Genomic DNA, 19,872 nt, shown 5'->3' with positions numbered 1-19,872 from the left:
GCTAGTCTAAGTCTTCTAAGCTCATCAGCCTGCATCCCTTGCTTTCATAATAATTCAGCATTTCATCAAGCTTACGTTTATCATAACTGGTGATGCATTCCTTTAATACATTAACCTTATAATCAGCTTTGCGCATATTGTAACAGGTTGATTTGACACAGGCGACAGCATCGGCACCAGTAATGTAGAATTCATTAATGTTGTGCTTTTCGATAAAGGCACTGAATTCTGCACTTGTTAAGGCATTCCCTTTATCTTTAGTAAATATGTTATTTGATACGATTTTCAAATCAGAAGCTAACTCAGCACCGGCAGTACCCGGCTTGAATGTTCTTGTTTTACTTGATAAATTCTCATGGCGGATATAAATCACAGGCAAACCCTTGGCGGCTGCCCAATCAATTGCTTGATTGATTTTATCGATTATATCTTTGTAATTCTTGGTAATATCATTCTGAATGTCAATGATGACTAAAGCTTTTTCCATAGTATTGGCTCCGATCTGTCATTTCGCAATTGGACAAATTATGTCCTTGCCGTTATGACATTCATAGAATATCATATTGAACTTGTAACCCCGTGTCATGTTTTATATTTTTCCACAATGTTTCGAGCTCTTTCAGCTATTTTTTCGCGGACGCTTTGCGGCTTGATCACTTCCACACTATCTCCGCATGACAGAATATAGCTGTATAACAAATTATTATCAGGCATATATGTTTCTACTAATAAACGGCCGTCAGGCATTTTGGTGACCTCATCATCAAACTTATCGTAAACTCTAAATGCCATGCAGGGGTCAAAGACAAGTGTTACGGGGGTCATAGCCATTGCGAAATTTTCGGATTCTTTAAACAGCTGATCGGGAATTGGCCGATCATATACTTCATCACACAGGGTAAGCCTGCGGATTCTGGTTAATTTAAAAAAACGAAAGTCATTGCGTAGCGTACAGAAACCATACACATACCAATCATAAGATTTAAAAACCAGTTTCAGCGGTTCGATGGTTCGCTCATTGACTTCTCCCCTGCCATTGCAATAAAGAAACTTGACCCTGCGGCTTTTTAGGATTGCGTTTTGAAGCGTCTGAAAGAGGACTTTCACGGCACCGCTTTTGGTCCAGCTTGAAAAATCAATTTCCAGCCAGTCAACATGTTCCCTTTGGAATACACTGCTTAATTTCAATAAGAGTGATTTTGCGGATTCTCCTTCAATCACCTGCATACTTTGTAAAGCCATGAGAATGTGTTTCTGTTCCTCTTGACTGAGCATCGATTTTTTAAGCACATAATTATCTTGAATTGAGATACCGCCGCCCCTGCCTTGGCTGGCATAGATAGGAATACCGGCAGCACTTAGGATATCGATATCTCTATAAATCGTTCTTACGGATACCTCAAAATATGCCGCTAATTGCGGTGCTGTCATCGTACCCTTTTCTAATAATAAATAAACCATCTGAAAATATCTGTTTTCTTTCATGGCTGTCTCCAATCTTAGATTAATAAAAGTAATCTGTATTGATAATTATACCGCATAAACTTGACAGCTTAAGTCATGTTTTGAATTTAATCTTCCCTTTATGAATAAATTTGAAATAGAAAGGACTATAACAGTTTGAACAAAGTTATAGTCCTTAATTGTTTAAAATTAACATGGTTTAATGATGATTGAATCGAAATATTGCAAAGGGGAAAATTTATATCGACGTTCAAATTCTTGAAATGAAATTATTGACATCATTTTCCTGTAATCTATGTAGTCTTGTAAAAATTGTAATGCTTCTTGGTTGATTTTATCTAAATTGGTAATATATTCTATATATTCATCATTGTCAATAATTATGTTATTGACAGAATCGATGTAACTGTCTTGATTAATAATAATCATTTTTTGATAATCCAAGCCTGATATATGAGCTTTTGAACGATTCGTTCTCTTAAAATGATAAGCATATTTATGTCTAATATTTGTTCTGAATGGTACGCATAAAAAATAATCACCTAGTCCTTTAATTAGTACAACATTATAATTTCAGGATAGTTTATTTCATCGTAATCAATAAAAAATGTATGTGTAAGCCTTTTGATATTACTTATGTAATTTATTGTCATTCCCCCTCAAATATTCCCTTAATAAAAATAAGGGGCGCATACCCCTTATCCATCGCTCGGTCAATTTTTATTTTATCGACGAATCAGAACCGTCACTCGTACACATCGCTCGGTCAATTTTTATTTTATCGACGAGTCAGAACCGTCACTCGTACACATCAAAATAGCGATGAAATACTTTTTACTACGTTTTTAGTATATGACATATTGTTGTATTTGTCAATTTGATTACAATAAAATGATGGTTCAGCTAACAAGACGAGAATTTACTTCGGCATAGAAATTTCTAATGTTTTTAATTTTTAGAAAGTCATAGTACAAATCGCAGAAAAAGCATTAAAATTATGAATTCAGGCGCATACTAGAGGAGAAAGGATGAGCCTTATGAATTTTTCAGAAATTTTGCTTCGTGTAGTCGCAACAATTCTTGTCATGCTGATCATGGCGCGGCTAAATGGGCCAAAGCAAATCGCACAGATGAGTTTCTATGATTATGTAACAGGGATTAGCGTTGGTTCCATTGCGGCGACAATCAGTATAAACACTGATCTGTCATTAACATCAGGACTGTTTGCCATTATTTTATTTTTTGCAGGCAATCTGTTATTAAATAAAATCACCCAGATTAATTTAATAGCAAATGCGGTTTTAACTGGTAAACCAATAGCTTTGATTGAAAAAGGCAGCATTAAGATCAGTGGACTTCAGCAATCAAAAATGACCGTTTCTGAATTGCTCAGTAATCTAAGAACCAGCGGTTATTTTAATATCAATGATGTATATACTGCCAACCTTGAGCCAACCGGTAAACTTTCTGTACAGCCAAAAGGCTTCGCAAGACCAGCACGTAATGATGATCTGCAGCTGAAAGCGGCAAACCCCATTCAGGTGCTGTCAGTTATCATGGATGGGGTGATTCTCCAATCAAATCTTAAGCTGATGAATATTGATGAGAAATGGTTGGTCAGAGAATTAAGAAAACAGAACATTGATGAAGCAGAATTGGATCAAATTATTTTAGCTGTTGTGGATGAAAATCATAAACTGACCGTATACAAGCAGGCATAAAGCAATACCATAAAATATTTATAAACAAAAGGGACATTCGTTGTCCCTTTTCAATTTATTGAATTTCAATCATGATTTTTTCATAGGCAGAACGCGGCAGCCAGACGGAAACAGAACCACCGTCGACAAGAAAGCGTCCGTTGCCCTCCTGATCAATGACGATGACTTCATCACGATGATTCATGACGTCAAGATATTCTTCACCGGCGTGGTTTAGTCCCGCAAACATGACCTTCTCACCGCCAGCGCTGTCACTTGCCAGCATCGCATATCCGCCTTGAGATTCGCCTTCCTGCGTCCAGCCAATGATATTTGGATCATCTAAGTATTCATGCCAAAGCCCTGTCGCAGTCTCTTTTCTGATGAGCAGCAGCCGCTGCAACTCATCAACTGGGGCAATATCATCATGGGGAATGCCATATACATCACCATAAAATACACAAGGTGTTGAATCCGGATGAAGAAGTATCAGCGCATAGGCAATCGGCTTAAACCAACCGTCAACCCATGATTCCAGTGACTGATGCGGCTGTGTATCATGATTATCCACAAAGGTTATCGCATGCAAAGGATCAAGTTTAAGCAGGGTGTTGTCAAAAATTGTCCGCATATCAAAATTACCATTTGATTTAGAGGCTCTTTCAAGCTGATAATGCAGAGGCACATCAAATAAATGACAGACATTGCCAGTCTTATGCAGGTAGTCAAGCAAAACATTCACATCACTGTTCCAGTATTCACCAATAGCATATAGGTTAGGGTATTGGCCGCGCATCACATTTAAAAACTCAGGAATATAATAGGCATCAATATGCTTTAACGCATCCATACGAAAGCCATCGATTTTGGTAAAAGCCAAAAACCAGCTGCCCCATTTTTTTAATTCCTCACGTACCTCAGGACAGCTGAAATCAAGATCACAGCCCATCAAATAATCATAATTGCCATTCTCCTGATCAACATTGCGGTCCCATTCCTTCCCTTCAAATTGATAAATACTGCTGCGCTGTGTTTTCTGATCCCAATCAGTGCCGTCAAAATGCTTCCAATTCCATGTGAAATCAGAATATTTTGCATGACGGTTAGGAAAGGTAAATTTAGTCCAGGCAGTTATCATATGGCTGCCGCTGATTTCACTATTACGGTTGTTGCCGGCATCTTCATGTGCCATTACTTCCTCCGTTTCATCAGCACCCATTTTATGATTCATTACCACATCCGCAATCACTTCAATCTGATTATCATGCAAACACTTAATGGCTTCAATGTATTCATCTTTTGTGCCATATTTTGTAGGAATGCTGCCTTTCTGATTAAATTCACCTAAATCATATAAGTCATAAATACCATAACCAACATCCTTATCACCGGCACTGCCTTTATAAGCAGGCGGCAGCCATAAAGTTGTAATACCATCATGTTTTAGCTGTTCCGCTTGATGTGCCGCGCGTTTCCACAGCGTTTGATCAGCAGGCAGATACCATTCAAAATACTGCATTAGCGTTCTTTTGTATGTCATGATCTTCCTCACTCTCTGGTTTTAGTATAGGAGGGTTTTTATTAAAATACAAGCGGTGCTTTTATCCATAAATTTGGTCAAATATCTGAAACGGCAAAAAAAGTGTCTCAAAAAACCATTTTAGACATCGATTTTAGGTTCATATTTATATTGATAATGTTAAAATGATAGTGTCGTGAATTTGACAAGGAGATAGCTATGACAAGTCAGAATATTGAATCATTAGAAATACAGATTAAGCAGCTCGAAGAACAGCTGCGGTTTTATCGTGATTATGATTCACTGACCGGTGTCTGTAATAAACATGTCTTTTATGAAACCATTCAGCAGATTTTAGATGCAGTGCCTAATGAAATCTTTCAGATCATTACCGTAGACATTGAACGGTTTCGCTTGATTAATGATTTTTATGGAACTGAACAGGGAGATGCGCTGCTGCAATATCTAGCCCATCAGCTGCAATCTGAGCTGGCTTGTGAGAACAGCTGTTTCTCACGCATTGGTTCTGATGTTTTTGCCGTCTTTCTGCCATCAAAAAACGGCGGTGAAAAGGCAGCGGATAAAATTGTAAACATCTGCCGGAATTATCCGCTAAATATGGAAATTATCCCGGCTATCGGCATTTATGAGATCACTGACCGCAGTATCCGCGCAAGTCTGATGTGTGACCGTTCAGTGATGGCCGGCAAATCCGTAAAAGGGAATTATGTGCATCATTTAGCTTGGTATAATGACAGTATGCGTAATCTTTTGATCGAGGAGCAGGATCTGCTGAACAATGTGGAAACCTCACTGGCTAATCATGAGTTTGAGATTTATATTCAGCCAAAATGCAATATGAAAACCGGACTGATTGTCGGCGGGGAAGTATTGGTTCGCTGGAATCATCCATTAAAGGGACTGATCCCGCCTACGGTTTTCATTCCTTTATTTGAACGGAATGGGTTTATTAAAAAATTAGATGCCTATGTGTGGGAACAGGCCGCCCGATGGCTGCATCAGCGCAAACAGCAGGGGTTATCAGTGCTGCCGCTTTCGGTTAACGTATCGCGGAGTGATATTTTCAGCATGGATGTTTTTGCGATGATTAAAGCATTGGCTGATAAATATGAACTTGATGCCGCTTGGCTGGAAATCGAAGTGACAGAAAGTGCATACAGCAGCCGTACCGATGAAATTATTCAGGTAATCAGCCAGCTGATGAATGAAGGCTTTACAGTTTCTATGGATGATTTTGGCAGCGGTTATTCTTCATTAAATATTTTAAAGGATATTAATATCAATGTGCTGAAGCTGGATATGCGTTTTCTTGACAACAATGACCGCAAGAGCAAGGATATTGTGGAATCTGTGGTACATATGGCGAAATGGCTTGATCTTAAGGTGATTGCGGAGGGTGTTGAAAACCGCGAACAAGTTGATTTCCTGCTGGGAATCGGCTGCGTTTATGCTCAGGGCTTTTATTATTACCGGCCAATGAAGCTGACAGCTTTTGAGGAATTGATCAGGGATGAGAGCAAGATTGATGTTCGTGATCACTTGAATCAGAAAACACTGGAAGACTGGCAGCTTAATTTTAAGGATCTCTTTCATGAGGATATGATGTCGGAGGCATTGCTGAATAATATACTTGGACAGGTTGTACTCTATTCCTTTGACGGACAGGATATCCGCGTCATGAAGGCAAATGAGCAATATTATAATTTAATGTGTGAACATGATATGATGGATTTTTATAAGCATGATGAATTACCGATTCTTGAGGAAGACCGGCCGCTGATGATGGCTGCGCTTTTAAAGGCTAATGAGAATGGCGATAAAGGTTCAGAGGTTATTGTACGCCGGTATTCTTCAAAAGGAGTGTTATGGGTTAAAATCCGTCTGTTCTATCTTTCAGAGATTAATAATAAAGATATTTACTATGCGTCAGTATCGGATGTCAGTGATTATATGGAAACTATTGAAGAATTGAAACTTGCTGAAAAACGGTTCTATTTAACGATGGAATCAGGCCGGGATACGATTTTTGAATTAGATATCGCTACTCGTACCGCTTATTATGCTAAGCATACACAGGATGATTTTGGTTTATCTGACTGTGTGGTAAACGCGCCGGAAGGATTTATTGAACAGGGGTCGGTTTGTGAAGGGTATGAGGATGATTTTATTCAAATGTATCAGGATATCTATGATGGTAAGGATCAGGCAAGCTGCACCATTCAGGCACATATGGGTGATGACAGCATTGTTTGGAATCATATTACACTGACGGCTGTTAAGGATGAGAACGGTAAGTCGGTAAAAGCTGTCGGCTTGATTCAAAATGTCACTAAGGAAAAAGAAATGGAAATGCGTAAAAAGCAGTCCCAGCAAACAATGAAAGTGAATTCTGCCGGTTAATGCGGCAGTTTTTTCTTGTCTGAGATGTGTTATAATAGGATTAAATTTGAATGAGGGATGACGATGAAAATTAAAATTGTATTTATTGATGTAGATGGAACATTAGTTGAAACAAGTAAGGGTATCGTGGCTCAAAGCTCTATCGACGCGATTGCTGATTTACAGCGCCATGGAGTAAAATGTGTACTGTGTACCGGACGGCCGCCGATTCATACAAAGGCGATTACTGATTTAATTGATTTTGATGCCAGAATTAATTTAAACGGCGGTTATATTGAAGATAGGAAGGGTCAGGCTTTGTTTGAAAATCCGATGAGTCATCATGATTTTCAAATGATTTGGGATTATGCGCGGGCGCATGAGTGTGGTCTGTGTTTCCATTTTGATGATTTCTCTTATGGTTATCATCGGTTTGATAAAATCGAGGACTTTTTCAGAACCCATGTGAAGGAAGGCTGTACAATCATTAAGGATGATCCAACCCATAAGCGGCATCTGCATAATATGCCATATAACGGTGTAGTGGTTGCTGAGGATGAACAGGCATTAGTTGATTTTGTCAATGCCACCCCTAATTTGCGCTGTGATAAGATTGCGGAGCATGTTTTTGATGTGTTTCGTGCCGATAATGATAAGGCTAGGGCGATTGAGATATTGCTGGATAAATTTAATCTGACATGGCATGAGGCAGCGGCGATCGGTGACTCTACCAATGATTTGAAAATGCTTGAATTGGCAGGCTGCGGGATCGCGATGGGAAATGCGAGTGAATATGTAAAAAGTCATGCGGACTGGATCAGTGATGATGCGGCGCATAACGGTGTAGCTAAGGCAATTTGGCACCTGTTAGAAAATAATCAGGCATAAGTTTTATTTTATCTGACCCATTTACATAAAGCTTGCAGAATCGGCATTATGCTGACGCTTTTTCAGAAAGTGAATATTCTACCTTTGGCGGTGGATATTCTTAGTGAATGATTTCTTGTATGTATCAAAATCTTGAATCAAGCCAACAGGGATATTTCAGCGAATTGTCAGCGGCCATTAAGAAAGCTGTTTTTATCCAACGGGGGTTGGGGTAAGTGCGGCCAAAGCCTTGCTGAATTAGCAAAAAGCGGATATGATTGGGTTTGCCATATTTTATTAAAGGATACGTCATGGCCTAAGCGGGCGGTGGCTTATAAGAATTAATGAGAGAATCGTGGCAGCACGATTTTTTTTCTATCCTATATTCTTAATTTAATGGCTGAACAGCTGATTCAGGAAATCAGCAATTCCATCATCTTCAGCATTTCCGCAAACCACATCCGCAGCCGCCTTTAAGCTGCCGCAGGCATTTCCCATCGCAACGCCCAAGCCGGCCTTTTGAATCATAGTAAGATCATTTTCCGCGTCGCCAAAGCACAGTACATTTTCCCAATTGAGATTCAATTGCTTTAAAACTAATTCGATGCCAAACGATTTGTCCGCGTCACAGCCATAGACATCATATCCATCACCTCCCTTAGTAAAAACTAATGAATGGAATTGCTTCGCAAGCAAGGAAATGGAAAAATTTGGCGGTGGAATAAGAAAACAACCATAGATTTCTTTGGCTGTCCGCTCCAGTTTGGCCGACTTATCAATGTTTGCATCTAAAACATGCTGATAGCTATCCCTTGTCTTATATATCAGTGATAGATGATGGCTGAAACAGAAAGCGTATAGTTCACTGATAACCTGACGGTCTATGGGCGCCGATTTGATAATCTCATTTTGTTTTAATATGATATGACCATTGATGGTTATGAGAAAAGGCGGTTTAAGCACATCAATGATTTGTGCAGGAGTATTATAACTGCCTCGGCCTGTGGCTGGAATGGTGATAATGCCATTTTCATGAAGCTGATGAATCGCTTTTTTAGTAGGTGATGAAAGTGCAAAGCGGCCGCGGGGAAGCAGTGTATCATCAATATCAAAAACAGCCAGCTTGATTTGATCAGTCGGGAATGATTTCATTAATCAGCCGCACAGCGCTTTGAATCGACGATTCAAGCAACGCCTTACCTTTCTCAGCGGTTGCCTTGCCGCCGTCACCAAAAGAGCCGCTTTCAATATAATGCTCCCAACTAACCGGCCGATACTTCGCATCCTGAGGCAGCGTAGGAAATTCAGCGGTTGCCCTTTCCATATGAACTAAATCAGGGCGGATGGCTAAAAGCATTGAAGTTTCCATCTCGCCGGCATGAACACAGCCGCAGGGAATTGGCGTTTCCATGAGTTTCATTAAGGATGAATCAATTTCAGCACAAAGATACCACACATTCTCCCATTGATATTCATCAAGCAGCTGACGGGCGGCTTCTTTTAACGCATTTGAATTACCATTATGTCCAGCTAATAAGATAATGTTTCTGACATGATGAGACTGCAGAGATATGACAACTTCCTTAATAATGCTGATTAATGTATTAGTGCTGAGGGCAATTGTGCCGGGAAATTTTCTGGCTGACCATACCTGTCCGTAATTGATGGCCGGCATCACCAGACAGTGACAGCGCTTGGCTGTCTCCATAGCCAAATAGCTGCCAATTAGATTATCGGTATCCAATGGCATATGATGACCATGCTGTTCACATGAGCCAATAGGCAAAATGACAGCTTTGCATTCCTTAACTGCCCTTGCGAATTCCGGCGAAGTCAGATTGCCTGCATAAACATCTTTCATAAATATAAACCTCCTTTATAGTTGATTAACTAGTCTCATTATAAGCACATACATGAAATATTTTCAATATGTTTAAGATAAAACACAGTTAAAATTATAATAAAATGGCGAATCAAATGATAAAAAGAGGTAAATATTGGAAATTTTATGATTAATTCATAATTTATATGATAAAATTATCATAAAATGATTGACGATGTCTGATGTAAGCGCTATACTGAAGCCATAAACAAATAGTTCAAACAAAAGGAGGTAGAAGCTATGTTTACATTCTTACAAATGCTGTCGAGCAACATTCTTACGCAGCCTGCATACTTTATTGGCATCATGGTATTTATCGGTCTGCTTGCGATGAAGAAGCCGTTTCATGAAGCGCTGGCCGGTTTTATTAAAACGGCTGTCGGTTTCTTTATCCTGACCATCGGTTCCGGCGGTCTGACCAGTACATTTAAGCCGATCATTGATGCTTTGGGTACAAAGTTTCAAATGGAAGCGGCGGTTGTCGACACGTATTTCCTAATGGGACAGATGTATGGGGATACGGGTTTATTTTCCATTGAAGGGGCGGTCGTCTGGACGATGTTTGCTTTTGCCGTTTCAATCGCTGTCAACTTCATTTTAGTTATCCTTAATAAATGGACGCGCTGCCGTACATTATATGTAACCGGTCATACACTGCAGGGCTATACAACATTGATGATGTGGCTTGTCTATTTAGTATGCCCGGCTGCCCGCAATATGGGATTCACCATTTTATTCGGCGCACTGTGTGGTGTCTGGGCGGCGGTCGGTTCTAATATTACCGTTGAAGCGACTCAGAATCTGACTGGCGGAGCGGGCTTCGCAATCGGTCATCAGGAGATGCTGGGCATCTGGTTCACAGATAAAATTGCTGGTTTCTTCGGCAAACCTGAGGATAGTGTTGAAAACATCCAATTGCCGGGCTTCTTATCAATCTTTAAGGATAATGTTGTATCAACAGCGATTCTAATGACTATTTTCTTTGGCGGTCTGATGCTGGTAATTGGGGAACCGGCGATGCGCGAAATAGATTCTACGTTTACCGCTACAACCTTATTCATCGTCTATATTATTACGAAATGTATCTATTTTTCTGTATATATGTATATTTTGTTAGCCGGTGTCAGAATGTTTGTGGCAGAACTGATGAAAGCCTTTGAGGGTATCTCACAAAAGCTGATTAAAGGCTCTATGCCGGCTGTTGACTGCGCGGTAGCATTCAATTATGCACATCCTAATGTTCCGTTAATTGGCTTCATTTTCGGCTTTTTCGGTCAGATTATCGCGATTGCCGGTCTGTTGATTTTCAAATCACCGCTGTTTTTGGTGCCGGGCTTCGTACCGTTGTTTTTTGATAACGCGACCATCGCAATCTATGCCAACAAACGCGGCGGTAAGAACGCGGCTATCCTGTGTTCAATACTGAACGGACTATTCCAAGTGCTGATTTCATTTGTGATGATTATGTTTGTGAAAGGTGTCGGCGGTTATTCACTTTCCGCTTGGCCGGCTTTCTTCGACAACAACACCTTCTTCGCCGGTTTAATGGTTGTGATTCATTTTGTTGGGCCATATGGCGGCGCAATGATCGCTATCATCGCTTTATTGGCCTTGAATCAGCTTTACTATCGTAAGCATAAAGCAGTTTATTACAATCACATAAAGGAGAATTAAAATATGTTAAAGGTTATGGTTGCCTGCGGCAATGGCATGGGTTCAAGCATGCTGATTAAAATGAAGGTAGAAGCTATTTTTAAAAAGCATCAGGTTGAGGCGCAAATTGATCATACTAGTGTCGGTGATGCTATTTCATCAGCGGCTAATTATGATATCATCCTCTGTCCGCTGTCCTTTGAAGGATCATTTAATCAAGGCGGCAAGACACAGGTTATCGGACTGCAGAATGTTCTCTCAGAAGCGGAAATTACTGAGAAACTAAAGAATGCGTCAATTCTATAATTCATCCCTTTCAACTGTGCACTTGCTCGCACAGCGATGAAATAAAAACCTGCCGTTTGGCAGGTTTTATTATGCTTTATCTGGGTTAACGATGATGACCTCGATACCGCGGCGTCTGAATTCATAAACAGCCAGCATATCAACCTTATTATCAGTGATGATTGTATCCACCAAATCTAAGCTGCCGCAGAAGAAACGGTCAGTTTTATTGATCCGCTCGCTGCTGGCAACGACAAAGCATTCACCGGTACAGCATTTAAGCATCAATTCGGTGATGCTGGCTTCATGCAGTATGGATGAGCTCAATCCGCTTTCAAGACTGATACCGTCAACACCGATGATACATTTATTAGCTTTGATCTGTGAGATCGTATTATAGGCAATTTCACCGACAATTGAGCTTCGAGGTTCACGGATTTCACCGCCGGTAAGCAGGGCTACAATGGACTTATCACGTTCAATGTTGACAATGTTGGTGTTATTCGTAATGATGGTACAATGTATATCCTTGATATATTTTACGGTACCTAATGCTGTATAGCTGGTATTTATAAACAATACATCATTTTCTTCGACATGCTTGGCCGCTTCTTTCTGAATGGCTTTGCGTTCACGCGAATATTTATTTTGTTTTAATTTAAGCTTAAAATCATCATTCAGCTTCAGATTGCCGTTTTTTTGACCAATAATTTGATTCGCCTTGAATTCTTCGATATCTCTGCGTACCGTTAAGGTTGAAATAGAAAGATAGCTGGCAATGTCTTCAATGTTAGATTCACCATTTTCCAGCAGATAAGTGATGATATTTTCACGTCTTTTTTCAATTTCGGCTTTGGAGCTGCGCATGAGTATCCCCCTTCAAATTTCTATACTTATCTATTATACCTTATTTTACGAAAATATTTTAGTCTATTTTTGATAATATTTCATAAACATTAGGAGCATGAGAAAGGGGAAATGGCTTATGATAATTCAAACTGACCGGTGTACAGCTTATAGTAAGTGCCTTCCTGAGCAATCAGTTCATCATGACTGCCGCGTTCAATAATACGGCCTTGATCAAGAACCATGATTGCTTTTGAGTTACGGACGGTTGATAAGCGGTGGGCGATGACAAAGACGGTGCGGCCTTCCATCAAGGAATCCATGCCTTTTTCAATCAGCTTTTCGGTTCTTGTATCGATGGAGCTGGTAGCTTCATCAAGAATCAGTACCGGCGGGTCGGCAATAGCGGCTCTCGCAATCGCTAGCAGCTGACGCTGACCTTGTGAAAGATTCGCGCCGTCGCTGTGCAGCATTGTTTGATAGCCGTCAGGCAGACGCCGGATAAAGGAATCGGCATTAGCCAGTTTGGCAGCCTTAATGACATCCTCATCGCTGGCATAAAGGTTGCCGTAACGGATGTTGTCGGCAATTGTACCGGTAAATAAATGGGTATCCTGAAGCACCATGCCTAAAGAGCGGCGCAAATCATCTTTTTTAATCAATTTGACATCAATGCCGTCGTAGGTAATACTGCCGCTGTCTACTTCATAGAAGCGGTTGATCAGATTTGTAATTGTCGTTTTACCGGCACCGGTAGCGCCGACAAAGGCGATCTTTTGACCCGGTTTAGCGTACAGATTGATGCCATGGAGGATTTCATGGCCTGTATCATAACTGAATACGACATCTTTAAAGCGTACATCACCTTTCAATTCAACAAGTTCAGCCGAACCGTCAGAATGCGGATGCCGCCATGCCCAATGACCGGTAGTAGTATCACATTCATGCATCACACCGTTTTCATCTTTGCAGACCCGAACGAGTGTTACAATACCCTGATCAATTTCTTCAGCTTCATCCATCATTTCAAAGATTCTTTCCGCGCCGGACATTGCCGCCAGAATAAAATTGATCTGTTGGGTAAACTGATTAATTGGCATCGCCGTCTGTCTGACATAGACAAGATATGCCGCCAATGATCCGAGATCCATTAAGCCGGCAATTGAGAAAAAGCCGCCGATCATCGCTGATATCGCATAATTCAGATAGGACATGCTGACAACGACAGGTACCATGATACCTGAATAAGTCAGTGCCTCGGTGGCTGATTCACGCAGCAGCTCATTGCGTCTGACAAATTCCTCAAAATCCTTTTCCTCATGATTAAATACCTTTACAACCTTTTGACCCTCCACCATTTCTTCGATAAATCCATTCAGAGAGCCGATATATTTTTGCTGCTTATTGAAATAATGCTTACTTTTTTTACCGCTGGTTTGAATAAACAGGGTCATCAGCAGCATTGCAATCAATACGACAATGGATAAACGCCAGTTTAAGACAACGATGATGATCACAGTACCGGTAATCATCACAAAATTATTAATGACCGCCGTAAATGAATTATTCAGCGCATCCGCGACAACATCGATATCATTTGTAAACCGGCTCATCAGTTCACCGTGGGTACGGGCGTCAAAATAACGAAGCGGCAGATTTTGTGTCTTCGCAAACAGATCACTGCGGATCTCTTTAATAATTTGCTGGGCCATTTTTACCATCAGCTGTGTATAGCCAAGCGTACATAAAACACCGGCTAAATAGATGCCGCCCATCGTAGCAACCATCTTCATCAGACCCATCAGATCTTTAGTAAGAATAAAGGAATTGATCGTTGGTTTCAGCATGTAGGTACCAGCCAGATTAACCCCGGCAGAAAGGATGACCAGGATGGCGACAATAAACATAGCGAATTTATGATTGCCGAGATAAGCCATTAATTTAGTAACTGTACGTTTTAAATCCTTAGGCCGTTTATAATTCATTTGTCTTGCCATTATAACTCAGCCCCTTCCTTTTGTGATAAATAGATTTCCTGATAAATCGGATTTGTTTTTAAAAGCTTTTCATGAGTACCGGCAGCATTGACATAACCGCCTTCAAGAATAATGATCTGATCAGCATGCAGGACAGAGGAAATTCGCTGCGCGATGATGATCTTCGTTGTATCCTTCAGCTCATGATTTAATGCGTTGCGGATCTTGGCTTCGGTACCTGTATCAACGGCGCTTGTGGAATCATCAAAGATCAGCACCTTGGGTTTCTTTAGTAAGGCTCTGGCAATACAAAGCCGCTGTTTCTGACCGCCGGAAACATTGACGCCGCCCTGCCCGAGATCAGTATCCAATCCCTTTGGCATGCGCTCAATAAATTCATCGGCACAGGCAATCCGGCATGCCGCCATTAACTCTTCATCATCCGCAGATTCATTGCCCCATTTCAGATTATCACGGATCGTACCGCTGAACAGCGTATTCTTTTGAAGCACAACGCCGATGGCATCCCGCAGATGTTTAATAGGATATTCTTTAACATTCACCCCATCAATTAACACAGCTCCCTTGGAAACATCATATAGCCGGGGTATCAGCTGAATCAGCGATGTCTTTGCTGACCCGGTGCCGCCGATAATGCCGATGGTCTGTCCGGCTTTAATGGAAAGATTAATATCTGAAAGCACATATTCTTGAGCCGCTTCTTTATATTTGAAATAGACATGTTCAAAGTCAATATTGCCGTCTTTAACTGTCAGCGGTTTGCTTTCATCACTTTGAATACTTGGCACTTCCTCAAAAACCTCTTGGATACGGGCCGCTGAAGCGATGGAACGGGTCAGCATCATAAAGACATTGGAAATCATCATCAGTGAATTTAAAATCTGCAGTACATAGCTTAAGAAGCCGGTTAATTCACCCACCTTCATATTGCCGACAAAAATCATCTGACCGCCGAACCATAGAATCGCAACGATCGTTGAATACATGACAAATTGAAAGGCCGGCATATTTAATACCGCGAAATGGAAGGCTTTTTCGGAGGTTGTCTGCAGATTAAAATTAACCTCTTCGAATTTTTCTTTTTCATAAGTACCGCGCACATAGGATTTAACGACCCGGATGGCAATCAGATTCTCCTGAATGACACGGTTGACTAAATCAACGGCTTTCTGCATTTTGCCATAAAGCGGTCTTAATGTCCTTACGATAAGAAAAAGAATGGTTCCCAATACCGGCAGCGCAACCATAAAGACAACAGCTAAATCTTTATTGATCATGATTGCCATGCCTAAGGCAGTAACCAGCATAAACGGTGCTCTGACAATCGGCCGGATGCCGGAAGAGATGGCTGTCTGCAAGACGTTGACATCACTGGTCAGACGGGTAACTAAGGATGAGGTAGAAAAATGATCGGTATTTGCAAAGGAAAAGCTTTGCACCTTCTGATATTCAGCTTTTCTTAGCTCACTGCCAAACCCTTGCCCGGCCGTCGCCGCAAACCGCGCATAGGCCATGCCCAGCGCCAGCGATATCAGCGCGCAGAATATCATTTGCGCACCTTTAATTAAAATCAGCTGTGTGTCTTGATTTGCCACCCCGATGTCGATGATATCTGCCATAATCAGCGGAATAATCAATTCAAACAAGGTTTCAAGCATGACACAGACAGCCGCAAAGATTAAATGCTTTTTATAATCTTTAAAATAAACAAAAAATTTTTTAAGCATACTGTGATCTCCTATTCTATTTCTTTACCACTCAAATTTTTATACATACGGCTTAAATAATCAGCAAAAGCCGCTTTTTCTTCCTCACTGAATCCCTGAAGACCGCGTGCTTCAATTGTAAAACATTCCTCATTCCACGCTTCAATTGCCTTACGGCCGGCATCGGTAATACTGATACTGCCAGCCCGTCGGTCATCCTGAGCTTCACTGCGGGTAATCAATCCGGCTTCTTCCATCTTTGATAAAAGATTGCTGACGGTAGCGGCGCTGATTTCACAGGCGTTTGCCAGTTCTTTCTGCATCCAATGATCCCGCTTTGATAAATAACGCAGAATCTTAGGCTGACCCGGTGACAGGCCATAGACAGCCATTCTCGGTCTGGTACAGTTTTTCAATGCGTTATGTGTTTTAAACACTGTCAAATATAAAGGCAGTTTCATTCAACCCCTCCTTAATTAGTTAGCTTACTAACTATCATATGTAGAAATATACTCCTGGTGTGTATAATTGTCAATGTTAAACATTGTAAATAAGAAAAAGGACTGTCTTATGCAGTTCAGTCCTTATTTGATTTAAAGATAGATGGTGAATACAGCAATCTGCGGCGGATTCATAAAGCGGATCGGCAGCTTGGTGGTGCCGATGCCGGCATTGACATAATGCTTGGTTGTTTGATCATTCATATCATAAAAGCCCCGCTTATAGTGTCTTGCCAATGGCGGTGTAAAAGGAATAAAGAAGGGCAGTGATATCTGTCCGCCGTGCGAATGGCCGCTTAATAAGAGCTGATAACCCTTCGTTGAGCCAGTATCGGCAAGATCTGGTTCATGCAGCAGCAGAATATTGTAATCAGCATCAGCCGCGGGAATCAAGCTTAAATCAGGATCACCCAATAAGCCGTCATCAAGACCGGCGAGCCAGAGTGTGTGCTGATCGTTTAAGGAAATCAATTCACCGCTGTTTTGCAGCAGGGTGAAACCGGCATCATTCATAATCTGCTCATAGTAACGAACACCGCCGCCGCCATAATCATGATTGCCCCAAATCGCATAACGGCCCAAGGGCGCGTTGATGTCAGCTAGGATCGGCGCTATTTCATCTAACTGATCAAAGCTTGCGAAATGATCAACCAGATCACCGGTAAAGACAACAAGATCAGGCTTTTGTTCATTGACCTTGACGGTCAGCCTTGCTAAATCATCCAATGTGAAGCTGTCGCTTAAATGGATATCAGAAAGCTGGATCACCTTAAAAGAAGGCTGATTCTTTTCTGTTTTATTTAATTCATAAGTATAGATTTTCAACATTTTACCCTCGATAAATAAAGCATATGCAGCAATCAGCAAAAATATGATGCCGATGATCATCAGCTTTTTCTTCAAAGCAGCGGCTCCTTGGCAAGCTGTATCAAGGCTTTATCACAAAGCCGGTAAACTGTCCATTCATGCATAGGTTCAGCATGCAGCTTCTGCGTATAAAACTTAATAGCGGAAGCATTCCAGTCAAGACACCACCAATCCAAACGTTCACAGTTGCGCTCAACAGCAATTTCCGCAAGTCTTTTGAATAATTGTGAGCCGATGCCTTGATGACGGTAAGTCTCGTCAACATATAAATCCTCAAGGTAGAGGTTGGCTTTCCCTAAAAAGGTGGAAAAGTTATGGAAATAAAGGGCAAAGCCAACTGGCTGTTCATCATCAAATGCCATTAATACTTCTGCCTGACGGCGGACAAAAAGACTTTCATATAACAGTTCAGGGGTTGCTTTTACTTCCTTTTCTTTTTTCTCATATTGCGCAAGCTTCATAATAAAATCATAAATCAGCGGTGTATCTTCAGGTAGTGCGGTGCGTATATTTACTTTTTTCATTTCTTCATCTCCTGTCAGCGATTGTCATTATTATAAAGCATTCTTTTAAATTTGTTTCTTAATATTTACAAAAGATTATGAATTTGAAAATCATACTGCCATTTTACCTTGAATTTGAGTATAATGTTAGATATATGGAGTTGATAGGATGAATACTAGAAAAAATGTTTTGATTTTATTAATGATACTGCCTTTAATTGGTTTTATCTTTGCATTTATATTATTTCCATCTCAGATACCGATGCATTTTGATTTATTAGGTGCTGTGGATCGGATGGGTTCAGTCTTTGAACTGCTGATATTTTTTGCGGTTTCTCTGCTTTTGGGCGGCATCGGTTTAGCCATCGTGAAATATACAGAAGCTGCCAGCAAGGCGTGGCTTTGTTCCTTATTGCCATTGATCGTGGTTAATCTGACAATGCTTTATGTACTTGCCTATATCGGTTATGTGAATCAGGGCTTAACCCCGATCAGTCTGCCGCGTTATCTCTGTCTGCTGTTTGGTTTGCTGATGATAGTGGTTGGGTTTATGTTCCATAAATCAAAGCTGAATTCAGGCAATGGACTGCGTACTCATTGGAGCTTAAAAAATGAGGCTGCATGGTCGGTTACCCAGCGTTGGAGCGGTGTATTGTTTGTATTAGGCGGTTTGCTGATCTGTGCTGAGGCAGTGCTGCTGGTTGCGGATCTAGTAATGCTGCCAGCGGTGATTTTGACTTTTGTATCATGCTATGCCCTTTGTGTATTTTGCTCATGGCGGGCAGCTCGCAGAGTGCGCTTTTAATTCGGCCATCATTTTGATGGCTTTTCTATTGATCTTTGTGTATGCTTATAGTGAGGTGAAGCGAATGATCGAAAATGGTCAGCGTGTTTATTATTTGATAAATGGTGTATTATTCTCAGGCAGGATCATGGATCTGGAATGTGTTGGGAATAAGCAGACCTTTAGTATTGACAGCTACGGCGGCTGTGAAGGGCAGTTTGTGATCGATATCGATCAGCTGCATCAGCGTGTATTTCTGTCCATTCAGGAAGCGGAGGCTGCCGCTGCCCAGGGTGAGCAGGGATTTATGGCCAGCTGTTAAGCATATAAAATGAAAGGAGTGTTCCCAATGCTGGAAGAAATTGTTAAGCGCAGAAGTATTAGAAAATTTACGGATCAGGAAGTTGAAGAGGCGAAAATTGAAGATTTGCTGAGGGCGGCTATGAGCGCGCCGACGGCCCGCAATACACAATCATGGCGATTTTTAGTAGTGAAGAACCGTGAGGCTTTGAATTCAATGGTTGAGCTTCAGCCCTATACAGGAATGATGAAAACCGCGTCCTGCGCGATCATCGTAATGGGGGATCGTGAAGCTTCCCAGCCAGATGAATATTTATATGTTGATGCTGCGGCGGCAATTGAAAATATGCTGCTGGAAGCTGTCCATCTAAACCTTGGCACATGCTGGTGCGCGATTGGTCCTAGGGCGGAAAGAATCAAAAACTTCCGGGACTATTATGCAATTGATGAGCGTTATATCCCAATTGCGGCTGTGGCCGTCGGTTATCCTGATGAAGTAAAGGAATCACAGGATCGCTATGATCCAAAGAAAGTCACATGGTACCGTTAAGGGCCGCTAATTTCAGTATAATAACTAGAAAAAGAGTCTGATTGACAAC

19 protein-coding genes and 1 pseudogene are annotated in these 19,872 nt (G+C 41.1%); 8 read left to right on the top strand and 12 right to left on the bottom strand.

Going from position 1 to position 19,872, the window contains the following annotated elements; translation table 11 throughout:
• Position 1: 1 nt before the first annotated feature.
• The 3 genes and pseudogenes from DAHG_RS09480 to tenpIN form a co-directional block, all read right to left on the bottom strand.
• Positions 2–487 carry a cysteine hydrolase family protein gene (locus DAHG_RS09480; RefSeq protein WP_022938109.1) on the bottom strand — a complete coding sequence of 162 codons (486 nt, stop codon included), beginning with the start codon at positions 485–487 and terminating at the stop codon, positions 2–4.
• A gap of 95 nt (positions 488–582) precedes the next feature.
• Complete coding sequence (locus DAHG_RS09475; RefSeq protein WP_022938108.1) at positions 583–1,485, bottom strand: helix-turn-helix transcriptional regulator; 903 nt, start codon at positions 1,483–1,485, stop codon at positions 583–585.
• Positions 1,486–1,653: 168 nt separating this feature from the next.
• A pseudogene (gene tenpIN, locus DAHG_RS22140) lies at positions 1,654–2,022 on the bottom strand (type III toxin-antitoxin system TenpIN family toxin); the annotation flags it as partial.
• A 479-nt stretch (positions 2,023–2,501) separates the two neighbouring features.
• On the opposite strand from tenpIN, the gene DAHG_RS09465 reads away from it, so the two are divergent.
• The gene (locus tag DAHG_RS09465) at positions 2,502–3,185 is read left to right on the top strand and encodes a DUF421 domain-containing protein (protein WP_161650514.1); all 684 of its coding nucleotides are present in this window, start codon (positions 2,502–2,504) and stop codon (positions 3,183–3,185) included.
• A gap of 55 nt (positions 3,186–3,240) precedes the next feature.
• Here the strand turns inward: DAHG_RS09465 and DAHG_RS19295 are convergent, their stop codons facing one another.
• Positions 3,241–4,704, bottom strand: a complete 1,464-nt coding sequence (locus tag DAHG_RS19295; RefSeq protein WP_022938105.1) for an alpha-amylase — start codon at positions 4,702–4,704, stop codon at positions 3,241–3,243.
• 198 nt (positions 4,705–4,902) lie between these two features.
• Between DAHG_RS19295 and DAHG_RS19290 the strand changes: the two genes are divergently transcribed.
• Both DAHG_RS19290 and DAHG_RS09450 read left to right on the top strand, forming a co-directional pair.
• The gene (locus DAHG_RS19290) at positions 4,903–7,104 is read left to right on the top strand and encodes a bifunctional diguanylate cyclase/phosphodiesterase (RefSeq protein ID WP_022938104.1); all 2,202 of its coding nucleotides are present in this window, start codon (positions 4,903–4,905) and stop codon (positions 7,102–7,104) included.
• A 63-nt stretch (positions 7,105–7,167) separates the two neighbouring features.
• Entirely contained in the window at positions 7,168–7,971 is an 804-nt protein-coding gene (locus DAHG_RS09450; RefSeq protein WP_022938103.1) for a Cof-type HAD-IIB family hydrolase, read from the top strand.
• 372 nt (positions 7,972–8,343) lie between these two features.
• Here the strand turns inward: DAHG_RS09450 and DAHG_RS09445 are convergent, their stop codons facing one another.
• Positions 8,344–9,102 carry an HAD family hydrolase gene (locus DAHG_RS09445; RefSeq protein WP_022938102.1) on the bottom strand — a complete coding sequence of 253 codons (759 nt, stop codon included), beginning with the start codon at positions 9,100–9,102 and terminating at the stop codon, positions 8,344–8,346.
• The gene (locus DAHG_RS09440) at positions 9,083–9,811 is read right to left on the bottom strand and encodes a creatininase family protein (RefSeq protein WP_022938101.1); all 729 of its coding nucleotides are present in this window, start codon (positions 9,809–9,811) and stop codon (positions 9,083–9,085) included. Before DAHG_RS09440 ends, DAHG_RS09445 begins: the two co-directional genes overlap by 20 nt.
• Before the next feature lie 261 nt (positions 9,812–10,072).
• On the opposite strand from DAHG_RS09440, the gene DAHG_RS09435 reads away from it, so the two are divergent.
• Positions 10,073–11,506 (top strand): PTS ascorbate transporter subunit IIC, encoded by a 1,434-nt coding sequence (locus DAHG_RS09435; protein ID WP_022938100.1) that lies wholly within the window; start codon positions 10,073–10,075, stop codon positions 11,504–11,506.
• Between the two features lie 3 nt (positions 11,507–11,509).
• Positions 11,510–11,791 (top strand): PTS sugar transporter subunit IIB, encoded by a 282-nt coding sequence (locus DAHG_RS09430; protein WP_022938099.1) that lies wholly within the window; start codon positions 11,510–11,512, stop codon positions 11,789–11,791.
• A 69-nt stretch (positions 11,792–11,860) separates the two neighbouring features.
• Here DAHG_RS09430 and DAHG_RS09425 read toward each other — a convergent pair whose 3' ends face one another.
• The 6 genes from DAHG_RS09425 to DAHG_RS09400 form a co-directional block, all read right to left on the bottom strand.
• Positions 11,861–12,637 carry a DeoR/GlpR family DNA-binding transcription regulator gene (locus DAHG_RS09425; protein WP_022938098.1) on the bottom strand — a complete coding sequence of 259 codons (777 nt, stop codon included), beginning with the start codon at positions 12,635–12,637 and terminating at the stop codon, positions 11,861–11,863.
• 116 nt (positions 12,638–12,753) lie between these two features.
• Entirely contained in the window at positions 12,754–14,613 is a 1,860-nt protein-coding gene (locus DAHG_RS09420; protein ID WP_022938097.1) for an ABC transporter ATP-binding protein, read from the bottom strand.
• Positions 14,613–16,340: an ABC transporter ATP-binding protein gene (locus DAHG_RS09415; RefSeq protein WP_022938096.1), complete on the bottom strand. Its 1,728-nt coding sequence runs from the start codon at positions 16,338–16,340 to the stop codon at positions 14,613–14,615. Before DAHG_RS09415 ends, DAHG_RS09420 begins: the two co-directional genes overlap by 1 nt.
• Positions 16,341–16,351: 11 nt before the next feature.
• Positions 16,352–16,780: a MarR family winged helix-turn-helix transcriptional regulator gene (locus DAHG_RS09410; RefSeq protein ID WP_022938095.1), complete on the bottom strand. Its 429-nt coding sequence runs from the start codon at positions 16,778–16,780 to the stop codon at positions 16,352–16,354.
• Positions 16,781–16,912: 132 nt separating this feature from the next.
• Positions 16,913–17,722, bottom strand: a complete 810-nt coding sequence (locus DAHG_RS09405) for a metallophosphoesterase (RefSeq protein WP_022938094.1) — start codon at positions 17,720–17,722, stop codon at positions 16,913–16,915.
• Positions 17,719–18,210 carry a GNAT family N-acetyltransferase gene (locus tag DAHG_RS09400; RefSeq protein WP_022938093.1) on the bottom strand — a complete coding sequence of 164 codons (492 nt, stop codon included), beginning with the start codon at positions 18,208–18,210 and terminating at the stop codon, positions 17,719–17,721. The genes DAHG_RS09405 and DAHG_RS09400 overlap by 4 nt, the downstream gene beginning before the upstream one ends.
• A gap of 148 nt (positions 18,211–18,358) precedes the next feature.
• Here DAHG_RS09400 and DAHG_RS09395 point away from each other — a divergent pair, with 148 nt between their 5' ends.
• The 3 genes from DAHG_RS09395 to DAHG_RS09385 all read left to right on the top strand — a co-directional run bounded on the left by DAHG_RS09395 (position 18,359) and on the right by DAHG_RS09385 (position 19,823).
• Positions 18,359–18,994 carry an SdpI family protein gene (locus tag DAHG_RS09395; RefSeq protein ID WP_022938092.1) on the top strand — a complete coding sequence of 212 codons (636 nt, stop codon included), beginning with the start codon at positions 18,359–18,361 and terminating at the stop codon, positions 18,992–18,994.
• A gap of 64 nt (positions 18,995–19,058) precedes the next feature.
• Positions 19,059–19,295, top strand: coding sequence for a hypothetical protein (locus DAHG_RS19285; RefSeq protein WP_022938091.1), 237 nt, complete (start codon positions 19,059–19,061; stop codon positions 19,293–19,295).
• Between the two features lie 27 nt (positions 19,296–19,322).
• Positions 19,323–19,823: a nitroreductase family protein gene (locus tag DAHG_RS09385; protein ID WP_022938090.1), complete on the top strand. Its 501-nt coding sequence runs from the start codon at positions 19,323–19,325 to the stop codon at positions 19,821–19,823.
• Positions 19,824–19,872: the final 49 nt, after the last annotated feature.

The organism is Dielma fastidiosa, assembly GCF_000313565.1.
GTDB classification, from domain to species: Bacteria; Bacillota_I; Bacilli_A; order Erysipelotrichales; family Erysipelotrichaceae; genus Dielma; species Dielma fastidiosa.
Note: the sequence above shows the minus strand (reverse complement) of the source record. Positions and strands in the feature narration are given on the sequence as shown.

Coding starts and splice junctions, on each gene's coding strand:
- DAHG_RS09480 (WP_022938109.1), bottom strand. CDS start 487: ATGGAAAAAGCTTTAGTCATCATTGACATTCAGAATGATATTACCAAG.
- DAHG_RS09475 (WP_022938108.1), bottom strand. CDS start 1,485: ATGAAAGAAAACAGATATTTTCAGATGGTTTATTTATTATTAGAAAAG.
- DAHG_RS09465 (WP_161650514.1), top strand. CDS start 2,502: ATGAATTTTTCAGAAATTTTGCTTCGTGTAGTCGCAACAATTCTTGTC.
- DAHG_RS19295 (WP_022938105.1), bottom strand. CDS start 4,704: ATGACATACAAAAGAACGCTAATGCAGTATTTTGAATGGTATCTGCCT.
- DAHG_RS19290 (WP_022938104.1), top strand. CDS start 4,903: ATGACAAGTCAGAATATTGAATCATTAGAAATACAGATTAAGCAGCTC.
- DAHG_RS09450 (WP_022938103.1), top strand. CDS start 7,168: ATGAAAATTAAAATTGTATTTATTGATGTAGATGGAACATTAGTTGAA.
- DAHG_RS09445 (WP_022938102.1), bottom strand. CDS start 9,102: ATGAAATCATTCCCGACTGATCAAATCAAGCTGGCTGTTTTTGATATT.
- DAHG_RS09440 (WP_022938101.1), bottom strand. CDS start 9,811: ATGAAAGATGTTTATGCAGGCAATCTGACTTCGCCGGAATTCGCAAGG.
- DAHG_RS09435 (WP_022938100.1), top strand. CDS start 10,073: ATGTTTACATTCTTACAAATGCTGTCGAGCAACATTCTTACGCAGCCT.
- DAHG_RS09430 (WP_022938099.1), top strand. CDS start 11,510: ATGTTAAAGGTTATGGTTGCCTGCGGCAATGGCATGGGTTCAAGCATG.
- DAHG_RS09425 (WP_022938098.1), bottom strand. CDS start 12,637: ATGCGCAGCTCCAAAGCCGAAATTGAAAAAAGACGTGAAAATATCATC.
- DAHG_RS09420 (WP_022938097.1), bottom strand. CDS start 14,613: ATGGCAAGACAAATGAATTATAAACGGCCTAAGGATTTAAAACGTACA.
- DAHG_RS09415 (WP_022938096.1), bottom strand. CDS start 16,340: ATGCTTAAAAAATTTTTTGTTTATTTTAAAGATTATAAAAAGCATTTA.
- DAHG_RS09410 (WP_022938095.1), bottom strand. CDS start 16,780: ATGAAACTGCCTTTATATTTGACAGTGTTTAAAACACATAACGCATTG.
- DAHG_RS09400 (WP_022938093.1), bottom strand. CDS start 18,210: ATGAAAAAAGTAAATATACGCACCGCACTACCTGAAGATACACCGCTG.
- DAHG_RS09395 (WP_022938092.1), top strand. CDS start 18,359: ATGAATACTAGAAAAAATGTTTTGATTTTATTAATGATACTGCCTTTA.
- DAHG_RS19285 (WP_022938091.1), top strand. CDS start 19,059: ATGATCGAAAATGGTCAGCGTGTTTATTATTTGATAAATGGTGTATTA.
- DAHG_RS09385 (WP_022938090.1), top strand. CDS start 19,323: ATGCTGGAAGAAATTGTTAAGCGCAGAAGTATTAGAAAATTTACGGAT.